The sequence below is a fragment of the Streptomyces sp. NPDC111656 genome, assembly GCF_055656965.1.
In genome coordinates, this window is record NZ_JBVKCA010000016.1 from 114,735 (window position 1) to 135,676 (window position 20,942).

The window sequence follows — 20,942 nt, forward strand, 5'->3', positions numbered from 1 at the left end:
ACGGGTGCGGGGGCCGAGCGCGACCGGCGGCACCGAAGTGCGTGCTGTCGAAGAGGTGGTCGAGGCGGGCTGTCAGGGGTGGCCCGTAGCTTCGTGCCATGGACCGCTGCCCATCGCAGGCTGCCACTCTCGACGCGGCTCGGCTCTGACGTAAATCAGGTCGCGGAGTGGGGAGTTGATCACTACGGTGTGACGCCGGACGAGTTCGGACTCACAGTATGACGAGTGTCAGGGAGTTGCCATGCCTCCGCAGATGAAACTCAAGGCGATCACGCTCGACTGCGCCGATCCAGAGACACTGGCCGCGTTCTATCAGCAAGCCACCGGGTTTGAGCTTCACCCCGAATCCGACGGTGACTTCGCCGGCCTCACCCGCGAGGACGGGCTTGCGATCGGTTTTCAACGCGTCGACGACTATCAGGCTCCGCGTTGGCCGGACCAGGCCACGCCCCAGCAGAGCCACCTCGACTTCGCGGTCGATGACCTCGACGAGGCGGAGGCTCTGCTGTTGCGGTTGGGCGCGACCAAGCCGGAGTACCAACCGGGTGGCGACAGATGGCGGGTCTTCGCTGATCCGGCCGGGCATCCCTTCTGCGTGATCAGGGGCTGACTTCAGGAGCGCCGTCGAGCGAGGGCCTGTGTCAGGGGCCGACGTAGGTCGCGAGGTGCTCGCCGGTGAGGGTGGAGCGGGACGCGACGAGGTCGGCGGGGGTGCCCTCGAAGACGAGTCGGCCGCCGTCGTGGCCGGCGCCGGGGCCGAGGTCGATGATCCAGTCGGCGTGCGCCATGACCGCCTGGTGGTGTTCGACGACGATGACCGACTTGCCGGCGTCGACGAGCCGGTCGAGCAGGCCGAGCAGCTGCTCGACGTCGGCGAGGTGGAGGCCGGCGGTGGGCTCGTCGAGGACGTAGACGCCGCCCTTCTCCGCCATGTGAGTGGCCAGCTTGAGGCGCTGGCGCTCACCGCCGGAGAGGGTGGTGAGGGGCTGGCCGAGGGTCAGGTAGCCGAGGCCGACGTCGGCGAGCCGGGTCAGGATCCTGTGCGCGGCCGGCGTCGCAGCCTCGCCGGCGCCGAAGAACTCCTCGGCCTCGGTCACCGACATCGCGAGCACCTCGCTGATGTCGCGGCCGCCGAGGTGGTAGTCGAGCACCGATGCCTGGAACCGCTTCCCCTCGCACTCCTCACAGGTGGTGGCGACGCCTGCCATCATCGCCAGGTCGGTGTAGATGACGCCGGCGCCGTTGCAGGTGGGGCAGGCGCCCTCGGAGTTGGCGCTGAACAGGGCCGGCTTCACACCGTTGACCTTGGCGAACGCCTTGCGGATCGGGTCGAGCAGTCCGGTGTACGTCGCCGGGTTGCTGCGCCTGGAGCCGCGGATCGCGGCCTGGTCGACCGACACCACGCCCTCGCCCGCCGGGATCGAGCCGTGCACGAGCGAGCTTTTCCCGGATCCGGCGACGCCGGTGACGACGGCAAGCACCCCGAGCGGGATGTCGACGTCGACGCCCTGCAGGTTGTGCGTCCTCGCACCGCGGATCTCCAGCGTGCCCGTGGGCTTGCGCACCGTCTCCTTGACGGCGGCCCGGTCGTCGAAATGGCGGCCGGTGATGGTGCCACCGGTCCGCAGCCCCTCGACGGTGCCCTCGAAGCAGACGGTGCCGCCCCCCGTACCGGCGCCGGGTCCGAGGTCGACGACATGGTCGGCGATCGCGATCGTCTCCGGCTTGTGCTCCACGACGAGCACCGTGTTGCCCTTGTCCCGCAGCCGCAGCAGCAGGTCGTTCATCCGCTGGATGTCATGCGGGTGCAGGCCGATGGTGGGCTCGTCGAAGACGTAGGTGACGTCGGTGAGCGAGGAGCCGAGGTGGCGGATCATCTTGACGCGCTGCGCCTCGCCGCCGGACAGCGTGCCCGCCGGCCGGTCGAGCGAGAGGTAGCCGAGCCCGATCTCCACGAACGAGTCGAGGGTCTGCTGCAGCGCGGTGAGCAGCGGCGCCACCGACGGCTCGTCGAGACCGCGCACCCACTCGGCCAGGTCGCTGATCTGCATCGCGCAGGCGTCGGCGATGCTGATCCGCTTGATCTTCGACGACCGGGCCCCATCGTTGAGCCGGGTGCCGTCGCACTCGGGGCAGATGGTGAAAGTGACCGCCCGGTCCACGAACTCCCGGATGTGCGGCTGCATGCCCTCCCGGTCCTTGGCGAGCATCGACCTCTGGATCCGCGGGATCAGCCCCTCGTAGGTCATGTTGATGCCCGCGATCTTCATCCGGGTCGGCTCGCGGTGGAGAAAGTCGTGCAGTTCCTTCTTGGTGAACTTGCGGATCGGCTTGTCCGGGTCGAAGAAGCCCGACTCGCTGTACAGCCGTGAGTTCCAGCCGCCCCCCGTGTAGCCGGGGACGGTGATCGCGCCCTCGGAAAGCGACTTGGACTCGTCGTAGAGCTGGGTGAGGTCGAGGTCGGAGACCGAGCCACGGCCCTCGCAGCGCGGGCACATGCCGCCGGTGATGCTGAAGCTGCGGCGCTCCTTCACGGTCTGTCCGCCGCGCTCCATGGTGACCGCGCCGGCTCCGCTGATCGAGGCGACGTTGAAGGAGAACGCCTTGGGCGAGCCGATGTGCGGCTTGCCGAGCCTGCTGAAGAGGATGCGCAGCATCGCGTTGGCGTCGGTGGCGGTGCCGACCGTGGAGCGGGGGTCGGCGCCCAGCCGCTGCTGGTCGACGGTGATCACGGTGGTCAGTCCGTCGAGGACGTCGACCTCGGGCCGCGCCAGCGTCGGCATGAAGCCCTGCACGAAGGCGCTGTACGTCTCGTTGATCAGTCGCTGCGACTCAGCGGCGATCGTGTCGAACACCAGCGAGCTCTTGCCCGAGCCGGACACGCCCGTGAACACCGTCAGCCGGCGCTTCGGGATCTCGATGCTGACGTCCTTGAGATTGTTCTCGCGCGCGCCGTGCACGCGGATCAGATCGTGGCTGTCGGCAACGTGCGGCGCAGGCGACTGCGTGTCCGTCCTCGGGGCCATGCTCATCGTGTCTCCATCTGTCGAGTGGGGCCGCTTTCGCGGACTCCGTCGGCGTCGCCTGGCTGGATCCGACCAGCCCCGAGGGTAACGTCAGGTCTTCCTGTGTCGGGGCGTGGATCGCGATGTCCGTGGCCGTCACGGTAGCCGCGGCTCACCGGCCGGCGCTTCTCGAATCCTGACCGGTCTGGTCACCTGCCTCGACGCGCACGACGGCATTCACGCCGGAACCCCGCTGCCGTCCCGCCGCTGGATCGTCGTCGCTGCCCGGTGGAGTTCGGTGAGCACCGTGCGTACAGCTTTTCGTGCGGCGCGTTCGGGGCGGTGGAGCACGTCGATGTGGCGCCGGGTGTGCACGCCGCTGAGAGGTCTGAGGACGAGTGCGGGGTGTGGGCGCGTGGTCCAGCGGGGCATGAGGGCCAGGCCCCCTCCGGCGGCTACGACCTCGGCGACGACCGAGAACTCGTTGATGCGGTGGACGATGTCGAGCCGTCGGTTCGCGGCGCTCGCGATGGCGTCGATGGTGGCCATGAGCGGGAACCCGTCGTGAACGGTGATCCAGGGTTGGTCCGCGACGTCGCGCGGGGTCAGACGTCGTTTGGCCGTCAGGGGATGGCCGGCCGGCAGGGCGACGTCCAGCGGTTCACGCAGCAGCGTGTCGGCGGTGACCGTGGTCGGCCAGGGCGGCGCTTGGTCGAGACGGTGGGCGAGTACGAGGTCGTAGTCCCGGGTCAGTCCGGGGAAGTGGTCCTGCGCGACGTCCTCGTCGGCGAGCGAGAGCCGCGGGCGTCCAGGTCCTGCCCGGCCGAGCAGCAGGAGCGGGAAGAACGCGGAGGCCGCGCTGTGGAAGGCCGCCACCGACACGTCCGCGTCCGGCTGGTCGACGAACTCGTCGATCGCGTGCCGTGCCGCGGCCATCGCGGTCTCCACCTCGATCGCGGCACGGGCCAGGGCTTGCCCGGCATCGGTGAGCACCAGCCGTCGGCCGTCACGTTCGGTGAGAGGGACCGGGATCGAGCGTTGCAGCAGTCGCAACTGCTGGGAGACGGCCGACGGCGTCATCAAGAGCGCCTCGGCGGTGGCGGTGACGCTCCCCGACTCGCCGAGCTCCCGCAAGATCTGCAACTGCCGCTCATTCACCTGGTCAGTGTAGTGATGCTTCAGGTTCGCTGAAGAACATCGTCCTTGGCTTCAGGGTGGAAGCAGTGCAGCGTAGGGGCGTGTTCCACACTCGCCGCACTGACGCAGTGCTTCTCCTTGTCGCCATCGTCTGGGGCTCCAGCTACCTGGCCGCGAAGACGGCCACCCACGCCCTGCCGGTCCTGGTGGTGCTGTTCGCGCGATACGCGATCTCCGCGATCGCCTGTCTCGCCCTCGTCGCCGCCCGCCGCCGGAAGGAGCGCTGCACGCGGGACGAAGTACGTGTCGGGACTGTGCTGGGCATCACTCAGGCCGCTGTCCTGCTTCTGGAGACGTACGGTGTCGCGCACACCAGCGCGGCCAACGCCGGACTGATCATCAGCCTCACCATCGTGCTCACCCCGCTGCTGGACCGCACGACGGACAACGGACGGCTGCCTCCGCGCTTCTTCGCCGCCACCGGTGTGTGTCTGGTGGCCGTCGCCCTGCTCATGTCCGGCAGCGGCTTCCACACTCCCGGGATCGGCGACCTGCTGATGCTCGCCGCCGCGGTGGTGCGCGCGGCGCATGTCGCGCTCGTGGGGCGGTTGACGAAGGGCCGCGTCGTGCGGCCGTTGCAGCTCACGGCCGTCCAGACGGGTGTCGGCTCGGCGCTGTTCGTCGTGCCCGCCGCGAGCGCCCTGCCGACGCTGACTCGGGTCGATGCCGCGGTCTGGGGCCAACTCGTGTATCTCGCCCTGTTCTGCAGCGTGTTCGCCTTCCTCGCCCAGACCTGGGCGGTGCAGAAGAGCTCTGCCAGCCGGGCCAGTCTGCTGCTGGGCACCGAACCGGTCTGGGCGGTCGTGGTCGGCGTCTGCCTCGGCGGCGAAGGGTTCACGGTCCTCGCCGCCCTGGGCGCTGCGCTGATGGTCACCGGGACGTACTGGGGCCAGCACATCGAACGTACTCACCGCACCACCCACATCGAGGAGTCCCCTTGCCGGACAACGGCACCTACGAGCGTCTGATCAGCCTGCTCGACAGCACCGCGACCGCGTACGAACTCATCGACCACGAACCGGAAGGCACCACCGAGACGGTCAGCGCACTGCGCGGACACCCGGTGTCCGAGGCCGCGAAGTGCCTCGTCCTGATGGTCAAGATCGACCGTCGGGTCACTCGCCACGTGCTCGCGGTCGTCCCCGGGGACCGGCGTGTGGACCTCGCCGCCATCCGCACGCTGTTCGCGGCCCGCTACGTCGGATTCTGCGACGCGGCCACGGCGGAGCGGCTGGCCCAGGCCGTCCCCGGCACCGTTCTGCCCTTCAGCTTCGACCCCGCACTCGAACTCGTCGCCGATCCGGACGTCGTCGCGCGGCCGTGCCTCTACTTCAACGCCGCCCGCCTTGATCGTTCACTGGCCATGTCCGGGGCGGACTACGCCAGGCTCGCCGAGCCGCGTGTCGCACGCATTGCCGGTCCGCGCTCGGACTGAACAAGAAGGCCCCGCCTCCGGAATGTCGGAGGCGGGACGGCGTGGAGCGGTGGCCGACGCGCCGCCGGGTCGCAGCGCTGATGATCGGGGGTTCGGCTGACGTACGGTTACGGCGAGTGGTCTGCGGTCGAAGTCGTAGGGGTGGGAAATGGCCGAGTTCCAGGGCGAGTTGGTGCGTGCGTTGGCCGACACTCTGAGGGAGCATTCGGCTCGGCGGGGAGGCAGGACCGCCTACGTGGACGGCCGCCGCGCCATCACCTACCGGGAGTTGGAGGAGCGCACCGGTCGGCTGGCGGGGCATCTGGCGCGGCTGGGGGTGCGGCGCGGGGAGCGGGTCGCGATCCATCTGGGCAATCGGGTGGAGCTCGTGGAGAGCTGTCTCGGGGTGCTGCGGGCCGGGGCCATCGGCGTGCTGCTGAACCCCGGTGCGTCGGACGAAGAGCTGGGGTACTTCCTCGACGACAGCGGCGCGGTCCTGGTGATCACCGAGGAGTCGCTCGCCCCCCGGGTCGCCCGACTGGCCGCTGAGCGAGCCGAGTTACGGATGGCCGTCGTCGGCCAGGGCGACCTGCCCGGCGACGAGCTCCGCTTCGGGGATCTGCACGCCGACGCGCTCGCCTTCGAGGACCTGGCCGGGACGGATCCTGGTGAGGCGCCCCGGGACGACCTCGGTCTCGACGATCCGGCGTGGATTCTCTACACCTCGGGCACCACCGGGGAGAGCAAGGGTGTGGTCTCCACCCAGCGTGCCGCCCTGTGGTCGGTGACGGCGGCCTACGTGCCGGCGCACGGGCTGCGGGAGGAGGACCGACTGCTGTGGCCCCTGCCCATGTTCCACGCCTTCGCGCACTCGCTGTGCCTGATGGGAGTGATCGCGGTCGGTGCGAGCGCACGCCTCCTCGCCCCGGGTGCGAGCGTCGCCCAGGCGCTGGCCGCCGAGCCGTTCACCCTTCTGGCCGGGGTGCCCGCCACCTATCGCCTCCTGCTGGAGTCGCTGCGGGAGACCGCGGCCCCGGTGTCCTCGTCACTGCGCCTGTGCGTCACCGGGGGCGCACCCTGTCCCCCTGAGCTGAAGGCGGAGGTCGGCCGTGTCCTGGCCGCTCCCCTGCTCGACGGCTACGGCTCCACGGAGACCTGCGGGAAGATCGCGGTCCAGCGGCTCGACGGACCCCGTGACGACGCCTCGAGCGGGCCTCCGCTGCCGGGGCTCTCGGTGCGGCTGACCGATCCGTCCACCGGTGCCGAGGTCGCCGACGGCGCCGACGGGGAGATCTGGGTCCGCGGCCCTGGACTGATGACGGGCTATCACAACCGTCCGGACGCCACCGCGAAGGCGTTCTCCGACGGTTGGTACCGCACCGGGGACCTGGGCCGGCTCGGCGCGAACGGCCATCTCCATGTCACCGGCCGGGTCAAGGAACTCATCATCCGGGGCGGGGAGAACATCAACCCGTCCGAGGTCGAAAGGGTACTGCTGGCCCGTCCCGACATCGCCGACGCCGCGGTCGTCGGCCGGCGGCACGACGTGCTGGGCGAGGTGCCGGTCGCCTTCGTCGTCCCGGGACCTGACGGGTTCGACACGGCGCGGGCGCTCGCCGACTGCCGGGAGCGGCTGTCCGGGTTCAAGGTGCCGGACGAGATCTACCCGACCCACGCCATCCCCCGTACGCCCTCCGGCAAGATCGTCCGGTCGGCGCTCGCAGAGCAGTTGACGGAGCGGCTCACCGCCGAACGTGCGGCCGCGTCCAGGGCGCTGCGTGAGCGGCTGACGGCCGCGTCCGACGCCGTACTGGACCTGGTACTCGACGAGACCGCCCGCACGCTCGACGTCCCCGCGCGGTCCCTCGATCCCGAACTGCCCTTCACGGCACAGGGACTCACCTCGCTCGGCGGCGTGCTGTTGCGCGACCGGCTGGGCACGGCGACCGGTCTCGATCTGCCGGCGACGCTGGTGTTCGACCATCCCACGCCGGCCGCCGCGGCGGTCCTGGTGCGCGACGCGCTGCACGGCGACCGCCGGCCCGCCGCCGCGCGCACGTCCGGCAGCGGGCCCCGCGTCGAGCCCAAGGAACCCATCGCCGTCGTGGCCATGGCGTGCCGCTATCCGGGGGGCGTGGAGTCCCCGGAGGATCTGTGGCGGCTCGTCGCGGACGGCACCGACGCGACCTCGGACTTCCCCACCGACCGTGGCTGGAACACGGCCGACCTGTACGATCCCGACCCCGACCGGCCCGGCACCTCCCTCACCCGCAGGGGCGGCTTCCTGCACCGGGCGGCCGACTTCGACGCGGCCTTCTTCAACATGTCGCCGCGCGAGGCGCTGGCCACCGACCCGCAGCAACGTCTGCTGCTGGAGACCGGCTGGGAACTGCTGGAAAGGGCGGGCCTCGACCCGTCGGGTCTGCGCGGCAGCGACACCGGTGTCTTCGTCGGCGTGATGCACGCCGACTACGGGCGCCGCCTCCTGCAGCGCGGCGGACACGAACTGGAGGCCCATCTCGCCCTCGGTTCGGCGGGCAGCGTCGCCTCCGGCCGGATCGCCTACACGCTGGGGCTGCGCGGTCCCGCCGTGACGGTGGACACCGCGTGTTCGTCGTCGCTGGTGGCGATGCACTCGGCCGTGCGGTCCCTGCGCGACGGCGAATGCTCGCTGGCCGTCGCGGGCGGGGTCACGGTCATGGCCTCGCCCGGCCCCTTCATCGCGTTCAGCAGGCTGCGCGGGCTGGCACCGGACGGGCGCTGCAAACCCTTCTCCGCGGCGGCCGACGGCACCGCCTGGGGCGAGGGCGTGGGCCTGGTCCTGCTGGAACGGCTGTCCGACGCGCGGCGCAACGGTCATCCGGTCCTGGCCGTGCTGCGCGGCTCGGCCGTCAACTCCGACGGCGCGTCCAACGGGCTGACCGCCCCCAACGGGCCCGCGCAGCAGCGGGTGATCCACGCGGCCCTCGCCGACGCGGGACTGTCCCCGGCGGACGTCGACACGGCGGAGGCGCACGGCACGGGCACAGCGCTCGGCGATCCGATCGAGGCGCAGGCGCTCCTGGCCACGTACGGGCAGGGCCGGGCCGCCCAACGGCCGCTGTGGCTGGGCTCGTTGAAGTCCAATCTCGGGCACACCCAGGCGGCGGCCGGGGTGGGCGGTGTCATCAAGACCGTACTGGCGATGCACCACGAACGGCTCCCGCGCACGCTGCACGCCGACGAGCCCTCGCCTCGGGTGGACTGGTCGTCGGGCGCCGTACGGCTGCTGACCCGGGACGAGGAGTGGCGGCCCGTGCCCGGGCGGCCCCGACGGGCGGCGGTGTCGGCGTTCGGCATCGGCGGGACCAACGCGCACGTGATCCTGGAGGAGGCCGAGGCGGGCACGGTCGCCGCGGCACCGTCACGGCGCGGCGCGGCGACGCCGCCTCTGCTCCTGTCCGCCGCTAGCCCGGCCGCGCTGCGTGCGCAGGCCGCGCGGACCGCGGCCGTACTGCGGGAGCGACCCGAACTCGCCCTGGTCGACGTGGCGTTCACCCATGCCACCGGCCGGGCCGTACTCCCCCACCGTGCCGCCGTCGCCGCCGACGACCGCGCGGGGACGCTGAGCTCCCTGGACGCCCTGGCGGCGACCGCCACGTCGCGCCCGGCGGGCTCCGCCGGTCGATCGGCCCTGCTGTTCACCGGCCAGGGAGCACAACGCCCTGGCATGGGGCGTGAGTTGTGCGAGGCCTTCCCGGTCTTCGCCGACCGCTTCAGCGCCTTGTGCGACCGTTTCGACGCGCACTTGGAACGCCCGTTGCGCTCGGTGCTCTGGGACACCGCCGAGAGCGCGCTGCTGGATCGTACGGACTTCGCCCAGGCGGCCCTGTTCACCTTCGAGGTGTCCGCCTTCCGACTGCTGGAGTCCTGGGGCGTACGGCCGGACTTCCTGGCAGGTCACTCGATCGGCGAGGCCGCGGCGGCGCACGCCGCGGGCATCCTGTCGGAGCGGGACGCCGTCGAACTGGTCGCGGCCCGGGGTCGGTTGATGCGGGAGCTGCCTGAGGGCGGCGCCATGGTGGCGCTCGACGCCACCGAGGTGGAGGTGACCCGCGAGCTGACCGACGGGACCGCGATCGCGGCCGTGAACGGCCCCCGCGCGGTCGTGGTCTCCGGCGTGGAGGAACCCGTCCTCGCGCTCGCCCGGCGCTTCGCCACGCTCGGGCGCCGAACGGTCCGGCTGCGGGTCAGCCATGCCTTCCACTCCCCGTTGATGGACCCGATGCTCGCCGAATTCGGCCGTGTCGTCGGCGGATTGACGTACGGTCAGGCCCGCATTCCAGTGCTGTCGGGACTGGCAGGACGCCCGGCCGCCGGAGACGAGTTGCGGTCGGCCGAGTACTGGGTACGGCACGCCCGCGAGGCCGTGCGGTTCGGGGACGCCCTGCGCTGGCTGGCGTACGACGGGCGGGTGACCGCGTTCGCCGAGATCGGGCCGGACGCGCACCTCACGGCCCAGGCCACGACGGCTCTGGCCGAGAGCGGCAAGGACCCGCTGTTCACGGCCGCCGCCCGGCGGGGCGCCCCGGAGCCGCGGACGCTGTTCGACGCGCTCGGTCGACTCCATGTCCACGGTGTGCCGGTGGACTGGCGCCGGGTGTACGCGGACAGCGGTGCCCGGCGGGTCGACCTGCCGACCTATCCCTTCCAGCGGCGGCGCTACTGGCTGTCCGAGCCCGCCACCGACGCGGCAGCCGGTTCGGGCCATCCGCTGCTCACCCAGACGGTCACCGTGCCGGGCACGGAGCGTGTGCTGTGCGGTGGCCGGCTGTCCGGCGCGGCCCAGCCGTGGCTGCGCGACCATGTCGTGGGCGGCCACGCCCTGGTGCCCGGGGCCGCGTTCGCCGACCTGGTGCTCCATGCCGGTGACGCGTGCGGTGTCGCCGTACTGGAGGATCTCGCCCTTCTCACCCCGCTGTTCCTCCCCGCCGCCGACGACGAGGGGATCCAGGTCCAGGTGGCCCTGGGAGAGCCGGACGGCGCCGGGCGGCGCACGGCGGACGTGTACGCGCGGCCGGAGGAGTCCGGTGCGCTCGGCGCCTGGACACACCATGCGACCGGTCGGCTCGGACCGGCGGCTGCTGGTGTCCTGGAGCGCCCGGTCCCGCTCGGCGCGTGGCCGCCGCCGGATGCCACGCCCGTGGATCTCACCGACGCCTACGAACGGCTGGCCGCCACCGGTCTCGCGTACGGGCCGGCGTTCCGGGGCGTCACGGCCCTGTGGCGGCGAGGCGAGGAGTTGTTCGCCGAGGTCGGCCCGGTGACGCTTCCGGAGGCCCGGCGTCACGCCCTCCACCCCGCGCTGCTGGACGCCGCCCTGCATGCGGGACTGCTTGCCGAGCCGCCCTCCGGACCGGCCCGGCTTCCGTTCGCCTGGCAGGGCCTGACGCTGCACGCGACCGGGGCCACGGCGCTGCGCGTACGCATCAGGAACACCGGTCCGGACACGGTCGGCCTCGATCTCGCCACGCCCGCGGGTGCGCCCGTGGCCCGGCTGGAGTCGATGACGACGCGACCGGTACCGAAGACGGGTGTCGCCCCGGTCGGAGAGCTGTACAGGCTGCGGTGGACCGGCGTTCCGGCCGTCGGCGAAGGACCAGCCGTCGCGGTGGAGGAACCCGACGACCTGGGGCTGGCCGCGTTCCTGCCGCAGCGGTACACGGCGTCCGGGTCCGCGGACGCTCCGGAGGTGGTCGTGGTGTCCTTGTCCGCCCCCGCCGACGAGGGGACCGACCTCGCCGCCGCGGCCCACGCGCTGACCGTGCGGGCGCTGGTTTCGCTGCGTGCGCGACTCGCCGGTTCCGGGCGGCTGGCCGTGGTCACGCGTGGCGCCGCCGCTGCGACACCGGACCTGCCCGCCGCGACGGTCTGGGGGTTGCTGCGGGCCGCGCAGGCCGAGTACCCCGGTCGTCTCACGCTCGTGGATGTGGACGGCCGGCCCGAGTCGCTACGGCTGCTGCCTGCCGCTCTCGGTGCGGGCGAGCCCCAACTGGCCATCCAGGACGGCTTGCTGAGTGTCCCTCGGCTCGCGGCCATTCCCGGGGTGGCGGCGGACGGCTCCCTCGGCCGGGGCACCGTCCTGATCACCGGCGGCACCGGCTCCCTGGGCGCGCTGCTGGCCCGGCATCTGGTCGATCGGCACGGCGTACGGCATCTCGTGCTCGTCAGCCGCCGGGGAGAGCGGACGCCGGGGGCGCAGGCGCTGCGCTCCGAGCTCGAAGGAGCGGGGGCGCGGGTCGACCTGGTGGCCTGCGACATCACCGAGCGAGATCAACTGACCTCCCTCATCAAGGAGGTCGGGCCCGACCTCACCACGGTGGTGCACGCGGCCGGGGTCCTGGACGACGGCGTGCTGGAAGCGATGGCCCCCGAGCGGCTGACGACCGTACTGCGGCCGAAGGCCGACGCGGCCTGGCAGCTGCACGAGCTGACGAAGGATCTGCCGCTGTCGCAGTTCGTCCTGTTCTCCTCGGCCGCCGGGCTGCTGGGCAATCCCGGCCAGGCCAACTACGCGGCGGCGAACTCCTTCCTGGACGCACTCGCCCGTCACCGCACCGCCCTCGGCCTCCCCGCGCTGTCCCTGGCCTGGGGTCCTTGGGCCGACGACGACGGGATGGCGGCGCGCGCGGGCCGGGTGCGCGGCGGCGTGGTGCGCGCGGTCTCCCCGGAACAGGCGCTGGCACTGTTCGACGCCGCACTCGGCGGCCGGGAGCCGGTCCTCGCACCGCTGCCGCTGGACCGCTCGCCGGGAGCGCTGCCCGCCGGGACACCGATTCCGCCGCCGCTGCGCGGCCTGCTGCGCCCTGCCCGGCCGACGGCCTCGCCCGCGGCGGTGGACGGAGTGGTGAGCGGGCTGGAGGAGGGGGTGGTGGAGTCGGAGGGAGTCGCCGGGGCCTGGCGGGAGCGCCTCGCCTCACTGCCGTCGTCCGAGCGGGCGCCCGCCCTGGTGGAACTGGTCCGCGCCGAGGTCGCCACGGTGCTCGGTCATACGCAGGTCGAGGCCGTCGACCGGGACTTCCCGGAACTGGGTCTCGACTCGCTGATGAGCGTCCTACTGCGCAACCGGCTGAGCCTGCTCGCCGGGATCCCACTGGCGGCCACCGTCGCGTACGACTGGCCGAGCGCTGAGCGGCTCGCGGAGCACGTGTACGCCGAGCTGAGCGGCGCCCTGGTCGACGATGCCGCTGCCGCCGGGCCGCCGCAGGGCGATCGGCGTCATGAACCGACCCGCCCCGCCGTCCCGACGGTCGAGCGCCGACGCGGAACCGGCAGGTCGCTGCCGACCCTCTATCGGCAGGTCTGCGAGACGGGCGACGTCGTCTCCGCGATGCACCTCCTCGTGAGCGCTTCCCTCGCCGCACCCACCTTCGGCCACGACGAGGGGGCCCGGCACGCGATGGCGCCGCTGCGACTGGCCTCGGGGGCGGACGGTCCGGCACTCGTCTGCGTTCCCGGCTTCGCCACCAACCTCGGCCGGCCCTGGTACGCGGGGCTCGCCGGCCCCTTCGACGGCGAGCGGGACGTCTTCGAACTGCGCCACCCCGGCGTCGACACCGGAGTCGCCGTGGCGCGGGACCTGGAGACGCTGGCCGAACTGCACGCCACGACCGTCCGGCGGCACCTCGGCGATCGCCCCTACGTCGTCGTGGGCCACTCCATGGGCGGCTCGGCCGCCCACGCGCTCACCGCCCGGCTGGCAGCCGACGGCGCGCCCCCGGTCGGACTCGTGCTGGTGGACTCCTACCACGTCACCCCCGATCTCGAAGCCGAGCCCTGGCTGCTGGCGATGCCCGCCCGGATCCCCGCGGCCGTCGGCGAGCGGTTCGACAGCGCGGTGGACGATCTGACCTTGCTGGCGCTGGGCGCGTACACCCGTATGTTCCGCGGCTGGGACCCTCGACCCACCCCGGTTCCCACCCTGTTGGTGCGCGCCTGCGAGCCACTGCCGGACATGCCGGAACGGTGGCGGTCGTCCTGGCCGCTCCCCCACGACACGGTGGACGTCCCCGGCAGCCATCTCGGTGTGCTGGAGGAGAACGCCCCGACGACGGCCCGGGCCGTGCGTGAGTGGATCGACGCGCTCGCTCCGGGCCGAGGAAGGACCGCATGAGCGCCGTGACGGGATTCGTCGCCCGCCGCGGTGTGCCCGAACGGGCACGTGACCTTGCCTCTGGTCCTCCTGAAGTCCGGCGGACGAAACGCTAGCGTCCCCTGGTGAGTATCAGGACCCCCGAGTCGCCACCCGAGCCCGGGGCTGCGCGCACCCGGCGCAGACGCCGCCCCGGACCGTTCACGCTGCTGGTCCTGCCGGGGCTGACCGCCGTGGTGGGGTTCGCTGTGTTCATGACCGCGACGGGCCGGTTGACCACTCTTCTGTCGCCGGACCCGAGTACGAACAGCGCGGTGGTCGCGGACGGCGCGGTCGCCGAGCACGTCGAGGATGCCTACGTCCCGTGGCTGCGTGCGGCGGCCAAGACATGCACGGTCCTGCAGCCGTCCGTCCTCGCGGCCCAGATCGAACAACGTTCCAGCTGGGACACCGACTTCGCCACGCTCTCGGGTGAGACGGGGATCGCCGGGTTCACCGACGCGCAGTGGCGGACCTGGGGCAAGGACGAGGACGGCAACAAACGGTCCTCGCCCCGCGACCCGGTGGACGCCATCGTGGCGCTCGCCCGCGAGGACTGCGCTCTCGCTGAGAAGGTCACCCGTCTCAAGAACCATGGAACGGTCACCGGACAGCTCCTCGACCTCACCCTCGCCGCCTACACGGTGGGCACGGACGCGGTGACCCGGGAGGGGCACGTCCCCACGAAGGCACGAACCTACGTCACCGAGGTCAAGGCACTGTTCCCGCGCTACAAGACGTACGACCGGGTGGAGAGCGGGAGTTCCGGCAGCGGGACGGCGAGCGCGGTGCTGGCTCCGCCGCTCACCTCTCTCGTGGTCACCTCACCGTTCGGCACGCGCCAGCACCCGCTCACCGGTGTGACCAAGCTGCACACCGGCGTCGACTTCGCGGCGCCCCAGGGGGCCCCGATATCCGCCGCACGGCAGGGACAGGTCGTGTTCGCGGCGATGACCAAGGCCTACGGCAACCGCATCGTGATCGATCACGGCACCATCGGCGGGAAACGGGTGGAGACGACGTACAACCATCTGTCGGCCCTTCAGGTCACCTCGGGCCAGAGCGTCGACGCCGGAACGGTCATCGGATTCGTCGGCTCGACCGGTCTGTCGACCGGCCCACACCTCCACTTCGAGGTACTCGTCGACGGCACGTACACCGACCCGATGCCATGGCTCGCCGCCGGCTCATGACGGCGCCCTGAGCCGGTCGTCGCCTGCGCGGGCACACCCGCGCAGGAAGCGGCTGACACGTCACAAGGTGGCTTTGCGCTCCTGCTCCGTCAGGGGCGGGCCTTCCAGGGGCGGTGTCTTTCGGCCGAGGTAGACCAGCGCGAGCATGTCGGGCATGAGCAGTCGGGCGGGCGGCTTTTCCATGCTCATCACGTCCAGGAGGATGCGCAGGGCGTGGGGGTTGCGCGAGCCGGCGTCGACGGCCTTGTCGACGAAGGCGGCGAGGGTCCGTTCGAGCCGGGTGGGCGGCTGGTCGCTGGCGTCCGGATAGAACACGTCCTGCCCCACGGCCAGACTCCAGGCGTTCTCGACCGGCCGCGCCGCGGCCTTCTGGACGCGCCGGGCGGTACCGGGTGCGCCGAGGTCCTGCTGCCGCAGGACGTGGCGCAGGGCGATCACGCTCTGCGCGGCGGCGCTCAGTCCATGGCCGTAGACGGGGTTGTAGCCGGCGACGGCGTCGCCGAGCACGGCGAAGCCGTCGGGCCAGCGGGCGGCTCTCTCGTAGTACCGCCGCTTGTTGGCGGTACTACGCGTGGTGATGACGTCGGTCTCGGGTTCGGCGTTCTCGAGCAGTTCACCGATGACGGGGTGCGGCAGGCTCAGGGCGAAGGGCATGAACTCGTCGTTGTCGCTGCTGGGTTGCCCGCCGCGGGATCCGGCGAGCGTCACGAGCCATCGGCCGCCCTCTATGGGGACGATGATGCCGCCGCGGCCGGGGATTCGGCGGGGATCGGCCTGGACGTTGACGATGGGAAAGCCGTCCGCGGCGCTGCCGGGTGCGCGGTAGATCCTGCTGGCGTAGCCGATACCGGCGTCGACCGTGCGTTCCTGGACCGGAGGAAGTCCGAGTTCCCGCAGCCAGACGGGGGCGCGGCTGGCGCGTCCACTCGCGTCGATCACCAGGTCGGCCGAGAGGGATGTTTCGGACTGATCCGTGCGTACACGTACGCCGGTCACCCGGTCCCCGTCGCCCAGCAGGGCGAGCAATTCGGTCTGCTGGAGGAGGGTGATGCGGTCGTCCCGCAGAACCCTGGTGCGGATCACCGCGTCGAGGAGGTCACGGCTGCACAGGAGGCTGGTGTGGCGGGCGTGGGTGAATCTGCGGAACCACTGCCCCGAGGGGGCCTTGGACACCAGGTCGGTCATGATGCGCGGTGTGTGGGCGCCCTGGTCGACGAGTTGGTCGACGATGCCGGGCAGGAGGTCATCGAGGGCTTTCACGCCGCCGGACCAGAGCACGTGGGCATGGCGGGCCTGCGGCAGTCCCTTGCGGGGGTGTGGGCCGTCGGGCAGCACATCGCGTTCGATGATCCGCACGTCTGCGAAGTCGGCGAGCACGGCCGCGGCGAGCATGCCCGTCATACCCCCTCCGATGACCACCGCGGTACGGCGGGAGGCAGTTCTGGCAGACGACGACATAGGGTGCACTCTTTTCTGTTGCGGGGAGCGGGAGTCTCAGTCACGGCCGGCGGCCGTACGGGCGGCGGCCTGCCGTCGGGCTTGGGCGACGATCGGGGACGAGGACAGCGCGCGCGACAGCAGAACCATCCGTCGCGGTGTGGAAATGGACTCCAGGGTTCCCGCTCTCGCCGGTACCTCCGCGCGGCCGTCGTGGAGGACCTGGACACGGGCCGCGGCCAGCATGGCCGCCTCGGCCACCACCGTGGCCTGGTGCGGTGATCGGACTCCGGAGGTGCCATCGGCGGCGGCTGACGCCACTGCCTCGGCGTACGCGGTCGTGCGCACCTGGTCATCGAGATAGGGCGAGCAGGCCAGGACGCCGTCCCAGATGGCGATCTCCTGGCGTGCCAGGCGCACGACCGGCGGATCCCACCAGCGGATGATCCCCTCGGTCGGCGCGCGCAACGTCTGCAGCTCCGCCCAGAGGGGCTTCAGGAGTCGGTAGCGCTTCCACGCGCGCAGATTGTCGACCGCCGGCGGCCCGACCCGGGGGACCGCGAAGCCGGCGGCGGTGGTGACGCCGGCGAGCATGACGAGCGGTGGGGACACATCGGTGGAGAGGAAATCCCAGTCCACGCCGTTCCAGCGGGCGGCCATGGCCGTGTACTTGGCGATCTGGTAGCCCGCGTCGAACGCCAGGCCGACGATGAGCAGGATCAGACCGACGCGGGTCACGCCGCGCACCTCTCGCAACCAGCTCACGCTCATGACGGCGAGAGCGACGGTGGCGGCCGTGTGCGCGACCATGTACAGCACGATCATTTCCCGCATGCAGGGCGTGTTGGCGTAGTACGTGTCCAGGTCCTGGGTCCGTTCCACGGGGACCTCGGCCAGGCCGAACAGGACCCAGATTCCCGCGACGACCAGTGCGTAGACACCCAGTACGAGCCGGGCGGCGCGCTGTTGCGTCTCAGGCGGGCCGCCCTTCCACCGGATCATGAGAACGAGGTAGCTCGCGCTGAGCGCCGTCATGCCGGCGTACACCAGCGGGGCGCTGAAGTTCGCGACGCCGGTCGCGTCATTGACGTACCGGATCGTGGGCGGGGCGGACAGAACGCACACGGCGGAGCCGACCAGCAGGATCGCGTTGCTCGGCGCGACCAGGGAATCCCGCCACAGGCCCGTGCCCGCCGACAGCTTCAGTCCCGCGGCGACCAGGAGAAGAACGCCGGGTATGTAGAAGACGATGCCGCTGTCCACTGGGCCTGCCTGCCTTCCGGGGATGTACGTGGGACCGGTCGATCGGACGCGAAACGTGCGCCGTGGCCCGCCGGGGCGTGTCCGGTGGTGGGACGGGCCGGCGCTGGGGCACGCCGTGCGGGCTCATGACGGGGTTCTTTCGTCGGCGGGGGCCGCGGCGGCCACCGCGGCCGCGCGAGCCGCCGCGACAACGGGGGACGTACGCAACGCATGCGCCACGCCCATCAAGGTGGCGCGTGCCATGAGGCCCGCGGAGTGGTCGAGTACGGCGGTTTCGGCGGGTGCGCCGTCGGGGTGGACCCGAACGGCGGCGGCGATCATCGCGGCGAGGCCGATGCGGGAGGCGTCCTCGTCGCCGTGTCCCGCGGACCGAGCCGCTGACTGGGCCCGGGCCCGGATCCGGTCGTCGAGATGCGGGCGAAGGAGGTTCAGCCCGTCCTGTATGCCGGCCTCACGCCGGGTGAGCCGCACGGCGTACGACGAATACCAGGGGATCGGAGCGGCGAGCGGACTCCCGGGGGAGGCGCCGCTGAGTTCGTGCCACAGCGGGCCGAGTCGCCGCCAGGTCACCACGGTGTGCCAGAGCAGGCCCAGCCGCGGCCCGAACAGCGGCACCGTGAAGCCGACGGTGGCGACGGTGGCGGCCAGGCTCGCCATGCCGGGCGCGAGGCTGGTGCTCAGCACGTCCCAGTCCGCGTCGGCCCACCGCGCCGCCACCGCGGTCAGCTTCAGGGTGCTGAAGGACAGGTTCAGCAGCCATCCGGCCACGAGGAGCCACAGCCCGGCCCGCAGCCATCCGCGCACCTCCAGCGCCCAGCGCCAGCACAGCGCCGTGGTGGCCACCGCCGCGGTGATGTGACCGAGCAGGTACAGCGCGATCATCTGCCCGATCCAGGGCGTGGTGGCGTAGTAGGTGTCGAGGTCCGTACGGCGCTCGACGGGGGCGTCCCCGGCCACGAAGAGGACGATGATCAAGGTGATCAGCACGCTGTAGCCGATCTGCCAGCGTCGGGCGAGGCGGCGCACATGGTCGGCCGGCCCGCCACGCCAGTGAAGGATCAGCAGCAGGCAGGCGGCGCTGTAGGCGCTGACGATGACGTAGTCCAGCGGGGCGGCCAGGTTCGGGATGCCGCTCGCTCTGTTCACGGCGGCGACGGTGGGCGGGGCGGCGAAGAGGAATCCGGCGCCGCCGAGGAAGATCACCCAGCAGACCGAGCGGACCAGAGGGTCGCGCCAGGTTCGGACCAGATCCGGCAGTTTCACTCCGAGGCCGGCCCACAGGGCCAGCGCGGGTATGTAGTAGCGCGAGGCGTTCACGGCTCAGACCTGGGACCGGCGGTGTCCCAGTGAGGCGCCGATCCGGCCGGCGATCTGGGACCGGTCCGTGGCGAGGCTGTCAGGTTCCCCTTCCAGCCAGATCCGCAGATGCGTCACCGCCCGCAGGGCGAAGGTCTCGGCCTCCTGCTCCGACCGTTCGTGGAACTCGGTGCGCGCGGCCACGGCCCGCACCGTCCGCTGCACATCGGCCCGGTCGCTCAGCACGCGTGCGGCGACGGGGACCCCGGCGGCGTGGTGGCCGCAGTCGCCCTTGATCATGTGCCAGATCTCGTGGCAGAGGATGGCCAGTTGGTGGACGGGCGCTGCCCGCTTGTCGACGAGGACGATGTCGTGGTCCGGCATGTCGAGCCACAGTCCCGTGGCGGTGCGGTGCGGGAACTCCTCTTTGAGGAGGACGACCTCGCGGCCCCTGATCTCGGCGACCACGGCGATGAGCGCGTCGAACAGCGCGTCAGGAGCGGCGGGTACGGGCAGGCTCACTCCGTCGGCCAACCGGCCGATCAGGTTCCGCATCTCCTTGGCTCTGCCTGTGCGCACCGCTCTCCCCCGCGAACTCCAGCATGGGGCACCGTCGCACGACGCCCGCCGATCCCACCCTGCCTGCACCCACCCGGCCGAAGGTACGCCCAACTCGGCCTGTCAATATGCCAAACAAGGTGCCTTGTCGGCCACGCCAGGCTCTGCGGTCTGCAGCAAGCTGAGGGGGATCAAATACCGATCAAACGGGATACACGCGCATCCGGGCCTGGCGCATCCGATACGTTCGGGACGCGCTCGGGCCCGCGCACAGGACGCCTGCCGGTGGCCGCGCCCGGCGGACGGTGCGGCGTGGGCTTCCCGCCCCGGGCGGCGACGCGCCTGCGTACGACCGGGTGCCCCCATGATCAGTGCCCTTCGGTGTGCGAACTGTCCGATTCCGTACCCCGTACCCGCTGAGCGTTTCTTCGCTGCAGGATGGTGTCGATCCAGTCAGTCACCAACTGAAGCTCATCTTCGGCCAATTGCGGGGCACGCGCGGCCAACTCCCGTAGTCCGTGGGTACTGCGCAGCCGAGCCATCGGATCGGCCGCCTCTCCCTCCAGGCCGTGCAGGACGGACTGGAGGGCATTGTCGAGCGAGGCCTGCGGTTCGGCGGAGAGCCAGCCGTTGGGCTGGCCGAAGAAGAACGTCTCGATGCCGGCCTGGGTGGATGCCAACGGGCCGCCGGAGCGGGCCGGGCGCCGCTCCCCCGTCTGTTGCGAGGGCACCTGCTCCGAGGGCACCTGCTGCGAGAGCGCCCGCCGCGAAGGCGTCTGCGGCGAAGGCGTCTTCCGGCGGCTGTTGACGAGGTTCGACAGGGATGCCCGGGAGGCCCCGTAGGAGGCGGCGATCTCGTCGTATGAGTGCCGGGTCCCGTCGGGGCGCAGGCGTGTCTCGCGCAGGTGGACGATGCGGCGGACGATCCGGTCGGTGATGTCCTCGGCGGGTGGCTCCTCGCCGTCCAGGAGCATCCGGACGACGTCTCGTGGGACGCCGCTTTCGTTCGAGAGCTGTTCCACGTCGAGCACGTCGTCGCGGCTCTGCCCGTCCCCGATGAGGGAGCCGATACGGCTGAGGGTCTCGGCGAGCGCTCGGCGCGTTTCTCTCACCGGCAGGTCTCCTGGTGTCGGACGGGGGGAACTGCACGTTGACTTCCGAGACTTTAGCCGCTGCCGGGCCCGGCCAACCAGAGCGGAAGATACTCCAATAGCCGTACTCGGCTAGAACAGTTGACATGACTGGCTGGGGATTGCAGGATCACGACACGACGTGCGGACCGGTCGTCACGCCGCGGGGATGGGGGAGCCCGCGTGCGCTCGGACGCGGGTCCCACGGCGTGTTCCGGGCTGCGGCGGTACACCATCACGGGGTGTGCGGTCGCAGCTCGGGCCGATTCCCGGGCGTTG

At 71.6% G+C, this 20,942-nt stretch carries 12 protein-coding genes; 5 read left to right on the top strand and 7 right to left on the bottom strand.

What is annotated here, in order from left to right:
• The first annotated feature begins 241 nt into the window (after window positions 1–241).
• Window positions 242–610, top strand: coding sequence for a VOC family protein (locus ACZ7M3_RS37065; protein ID WP_472069310.1), 369 nt, complete (start codon window positions 242–244; stop codon window positions 608–610).
• A gap of 31 nt (window positions 611–641) precedes the next feature.
• On the opposite strand, the gene ACZ7M3_RS37070 is transcribed toward ACZ7M3_RS37065, so the two are convergent.
• Entirely contained in the window at window positions 642–3,032 is a 2,391-nt protein-coding gene (locus ACZ7M3_RS37070; RefSeq protein WP_472069312.1) for an ATP-binding cassette domain-containing protein, read from the bottom strand.
• A 210-nt stretch (window positions 3,033–3,242) separates the two neighbouring features.
• A complete protein-coding gene (locus tag ACZ7M3_RS37075) occupies window positions 3,243–4,163 on the bottom strand; it encodes a LysR family transcriptional regulator (RefSeq protein ID WP_472069314.1) in 921 nt (306 codons plus the stop codon).
• Window positions 4,164–4,243: 80 nt separating this feature from the next.
• Here ACZ7M3_RS37075 and ACZ7M3_RS37080 point away from each other — a divergent pair, with 80 nt between their 5' ends.
• From ACZ7M3_RS37080 to ACZ7M3_RS37095, 4 genes are all read left to right on the top strand, one after another.
• Complete coding sequence (locus tag ACZ7M3_RS37080; RefSeq protein ID WP_472069316.1) at window positions 4,244–5,170, top strand: DMT family transporter; 927 nt, start codon at window positions 4,244–4,246, stop codon at window positions 5,168–5,170.
• Complete coding sequence (locus ACZ7M3_RS37085; protein ID WP_452976447.1) at window positions 5,140–5,637, top strand: YbaK/EbsC family protein; 498 nt, start codon at window positions 5,140–5,142, stop codon at window positions 5,635–5,637. The genes ACZ7M3_RS37080 and ACZ7M3_RS37085 overlap by 31 nt, the downstream gene beginning before the upstream one ends.
• Window positions 5,638–5,785: 148 nt before the next feature.
• Complete coding sequence (locus ACZ7M3_RS37090; protein WP_472069318.1) at window positions 5,786–13,768, top strand: SDR family NAD(P)-dependent oxidoreductase; 7,983 nt, start codon at window positions 5,786–5,788, stop codon at window positions 13,766–13,768.
• 110 nt (window positions 13,769–13,878) lie between these two features.
• Window positions 13,879–14,979, top strand: coding sequence for a M23 family metallopeptidase (locus ACZ7M3_RS37095; protein WP_472069533.1), 1,101 nt, complete (start codon window positions 13,879–13,881; stop codon window positions 14,977–14,979).
• Between the two features lie 60 nt (window positions 14,980–15,039).
• Here the strand turns inward: ACZ7M3_RS37095 and ACZ7M3_RS37100 are convergent, their stop codons facing one another.
• The 5 genes from ACZ7M3_RS37100 to ACZ7M3_RS37120 form a co-directional block, all read right to left on the bottom strand.
• The gene (locus ACZ7M3_RS37100; protein WP_472069320.1) at window positions 15,040–16,437 is read right to left on the bottom strand and encodes an FAD-dependent oxidoreductase; all 1,398 of its coding nucleotides are present in this window, start codon (window positions 16,435–16,437) and stop codon (window positions 15,040–15,042) included.
• 36 nt (window positions 16,438–16,473) lie between these two features.
• Window positions 16,474–17,679 carry a DUF6545 domain-containing protein gene (locus ACZ7M3_RS37105; RefSeq protein WP_472069322.1) on the bottom strand — a complete coding sequence of 402 codons (1,206 nt, stop codon included), beginning with the start codon at window positions 17,677–17,679 and terminating at the stop codon, window positions 16,474–16,476.
• Between the two features lie 123 nt (window positions 17,680–17,802).
• Window positions 17,803–18,996, bottom strand: a complete 1,194-nt coding sequence (locus ACZ7M3_RS37110) for an MAB_1171c family putative transporter (RefSeq protein ID WP_472069324.1) — start codon at window positions 18,994–18,996, stop codon at window positions 17,803–17,805.
• 3 nt (window positions 18,997–18,999) lie between these two features.
• Window positions 19,000–19,554: a toxin-antitoxin system, toxin component gene (locus tag ACZ7M3_RS37115; protein ID WP_329329454.1), complete on the bottom strand. Its 555-nt coding sequence runs from the start codon at window positions 19,552–19,554 to the stop codon at window positions 19,000–19,002.
• A 347-nt stretch (window positions 19,555–19,901) separates the two neighbouring features.
• Window positions 19,902–20,645: a hypothetical protein gene (locus tag ACZ7M3_RS37120; protein ID WP_472069326.1), complete on the bottom strand. Its 744-nt coding sequence runs from the start codon at window positions 20,643–20,645 to the stop codon at window positions 19,902–19,904.
• Window positions 20,646–20,942: the final 297 nt, after the last annotated feature.

Bases quoted from the DNA above. Each gene is read 5' to 3' on its own strand.
- ACZ7M3_RS37070 (WP_472069312.1), bottom strand. From the start codon at position 3,032: ATGAGCATGGCCCCGAGGACGGACACGCAGTCGCCTGCGCCGCACGTT.
- ACZ7M3_RS37090 (WP_472069318.1), top strand. From the start codon at position 5,786: ATGGCCGAGTTCCAGGGCGAGTTGGTGCGTGCGTTGGCCGACACTCTG.
- ACZ7M3_RS37100 (WP_472069320.1), bottom strand. From the start codon at position 16,437: ATGTCGTCGTCTGCCAGAACTGCCTCCCGCCGTACCGCGGTGGTCATC.
- ACZ7M3_RS37065 (WP_472069310.1), top strand. From the start codon at position 242: ATGCCTCCGCAGATGAAACTCAAGGCGATCACGCTCGACTGCGCCGAT.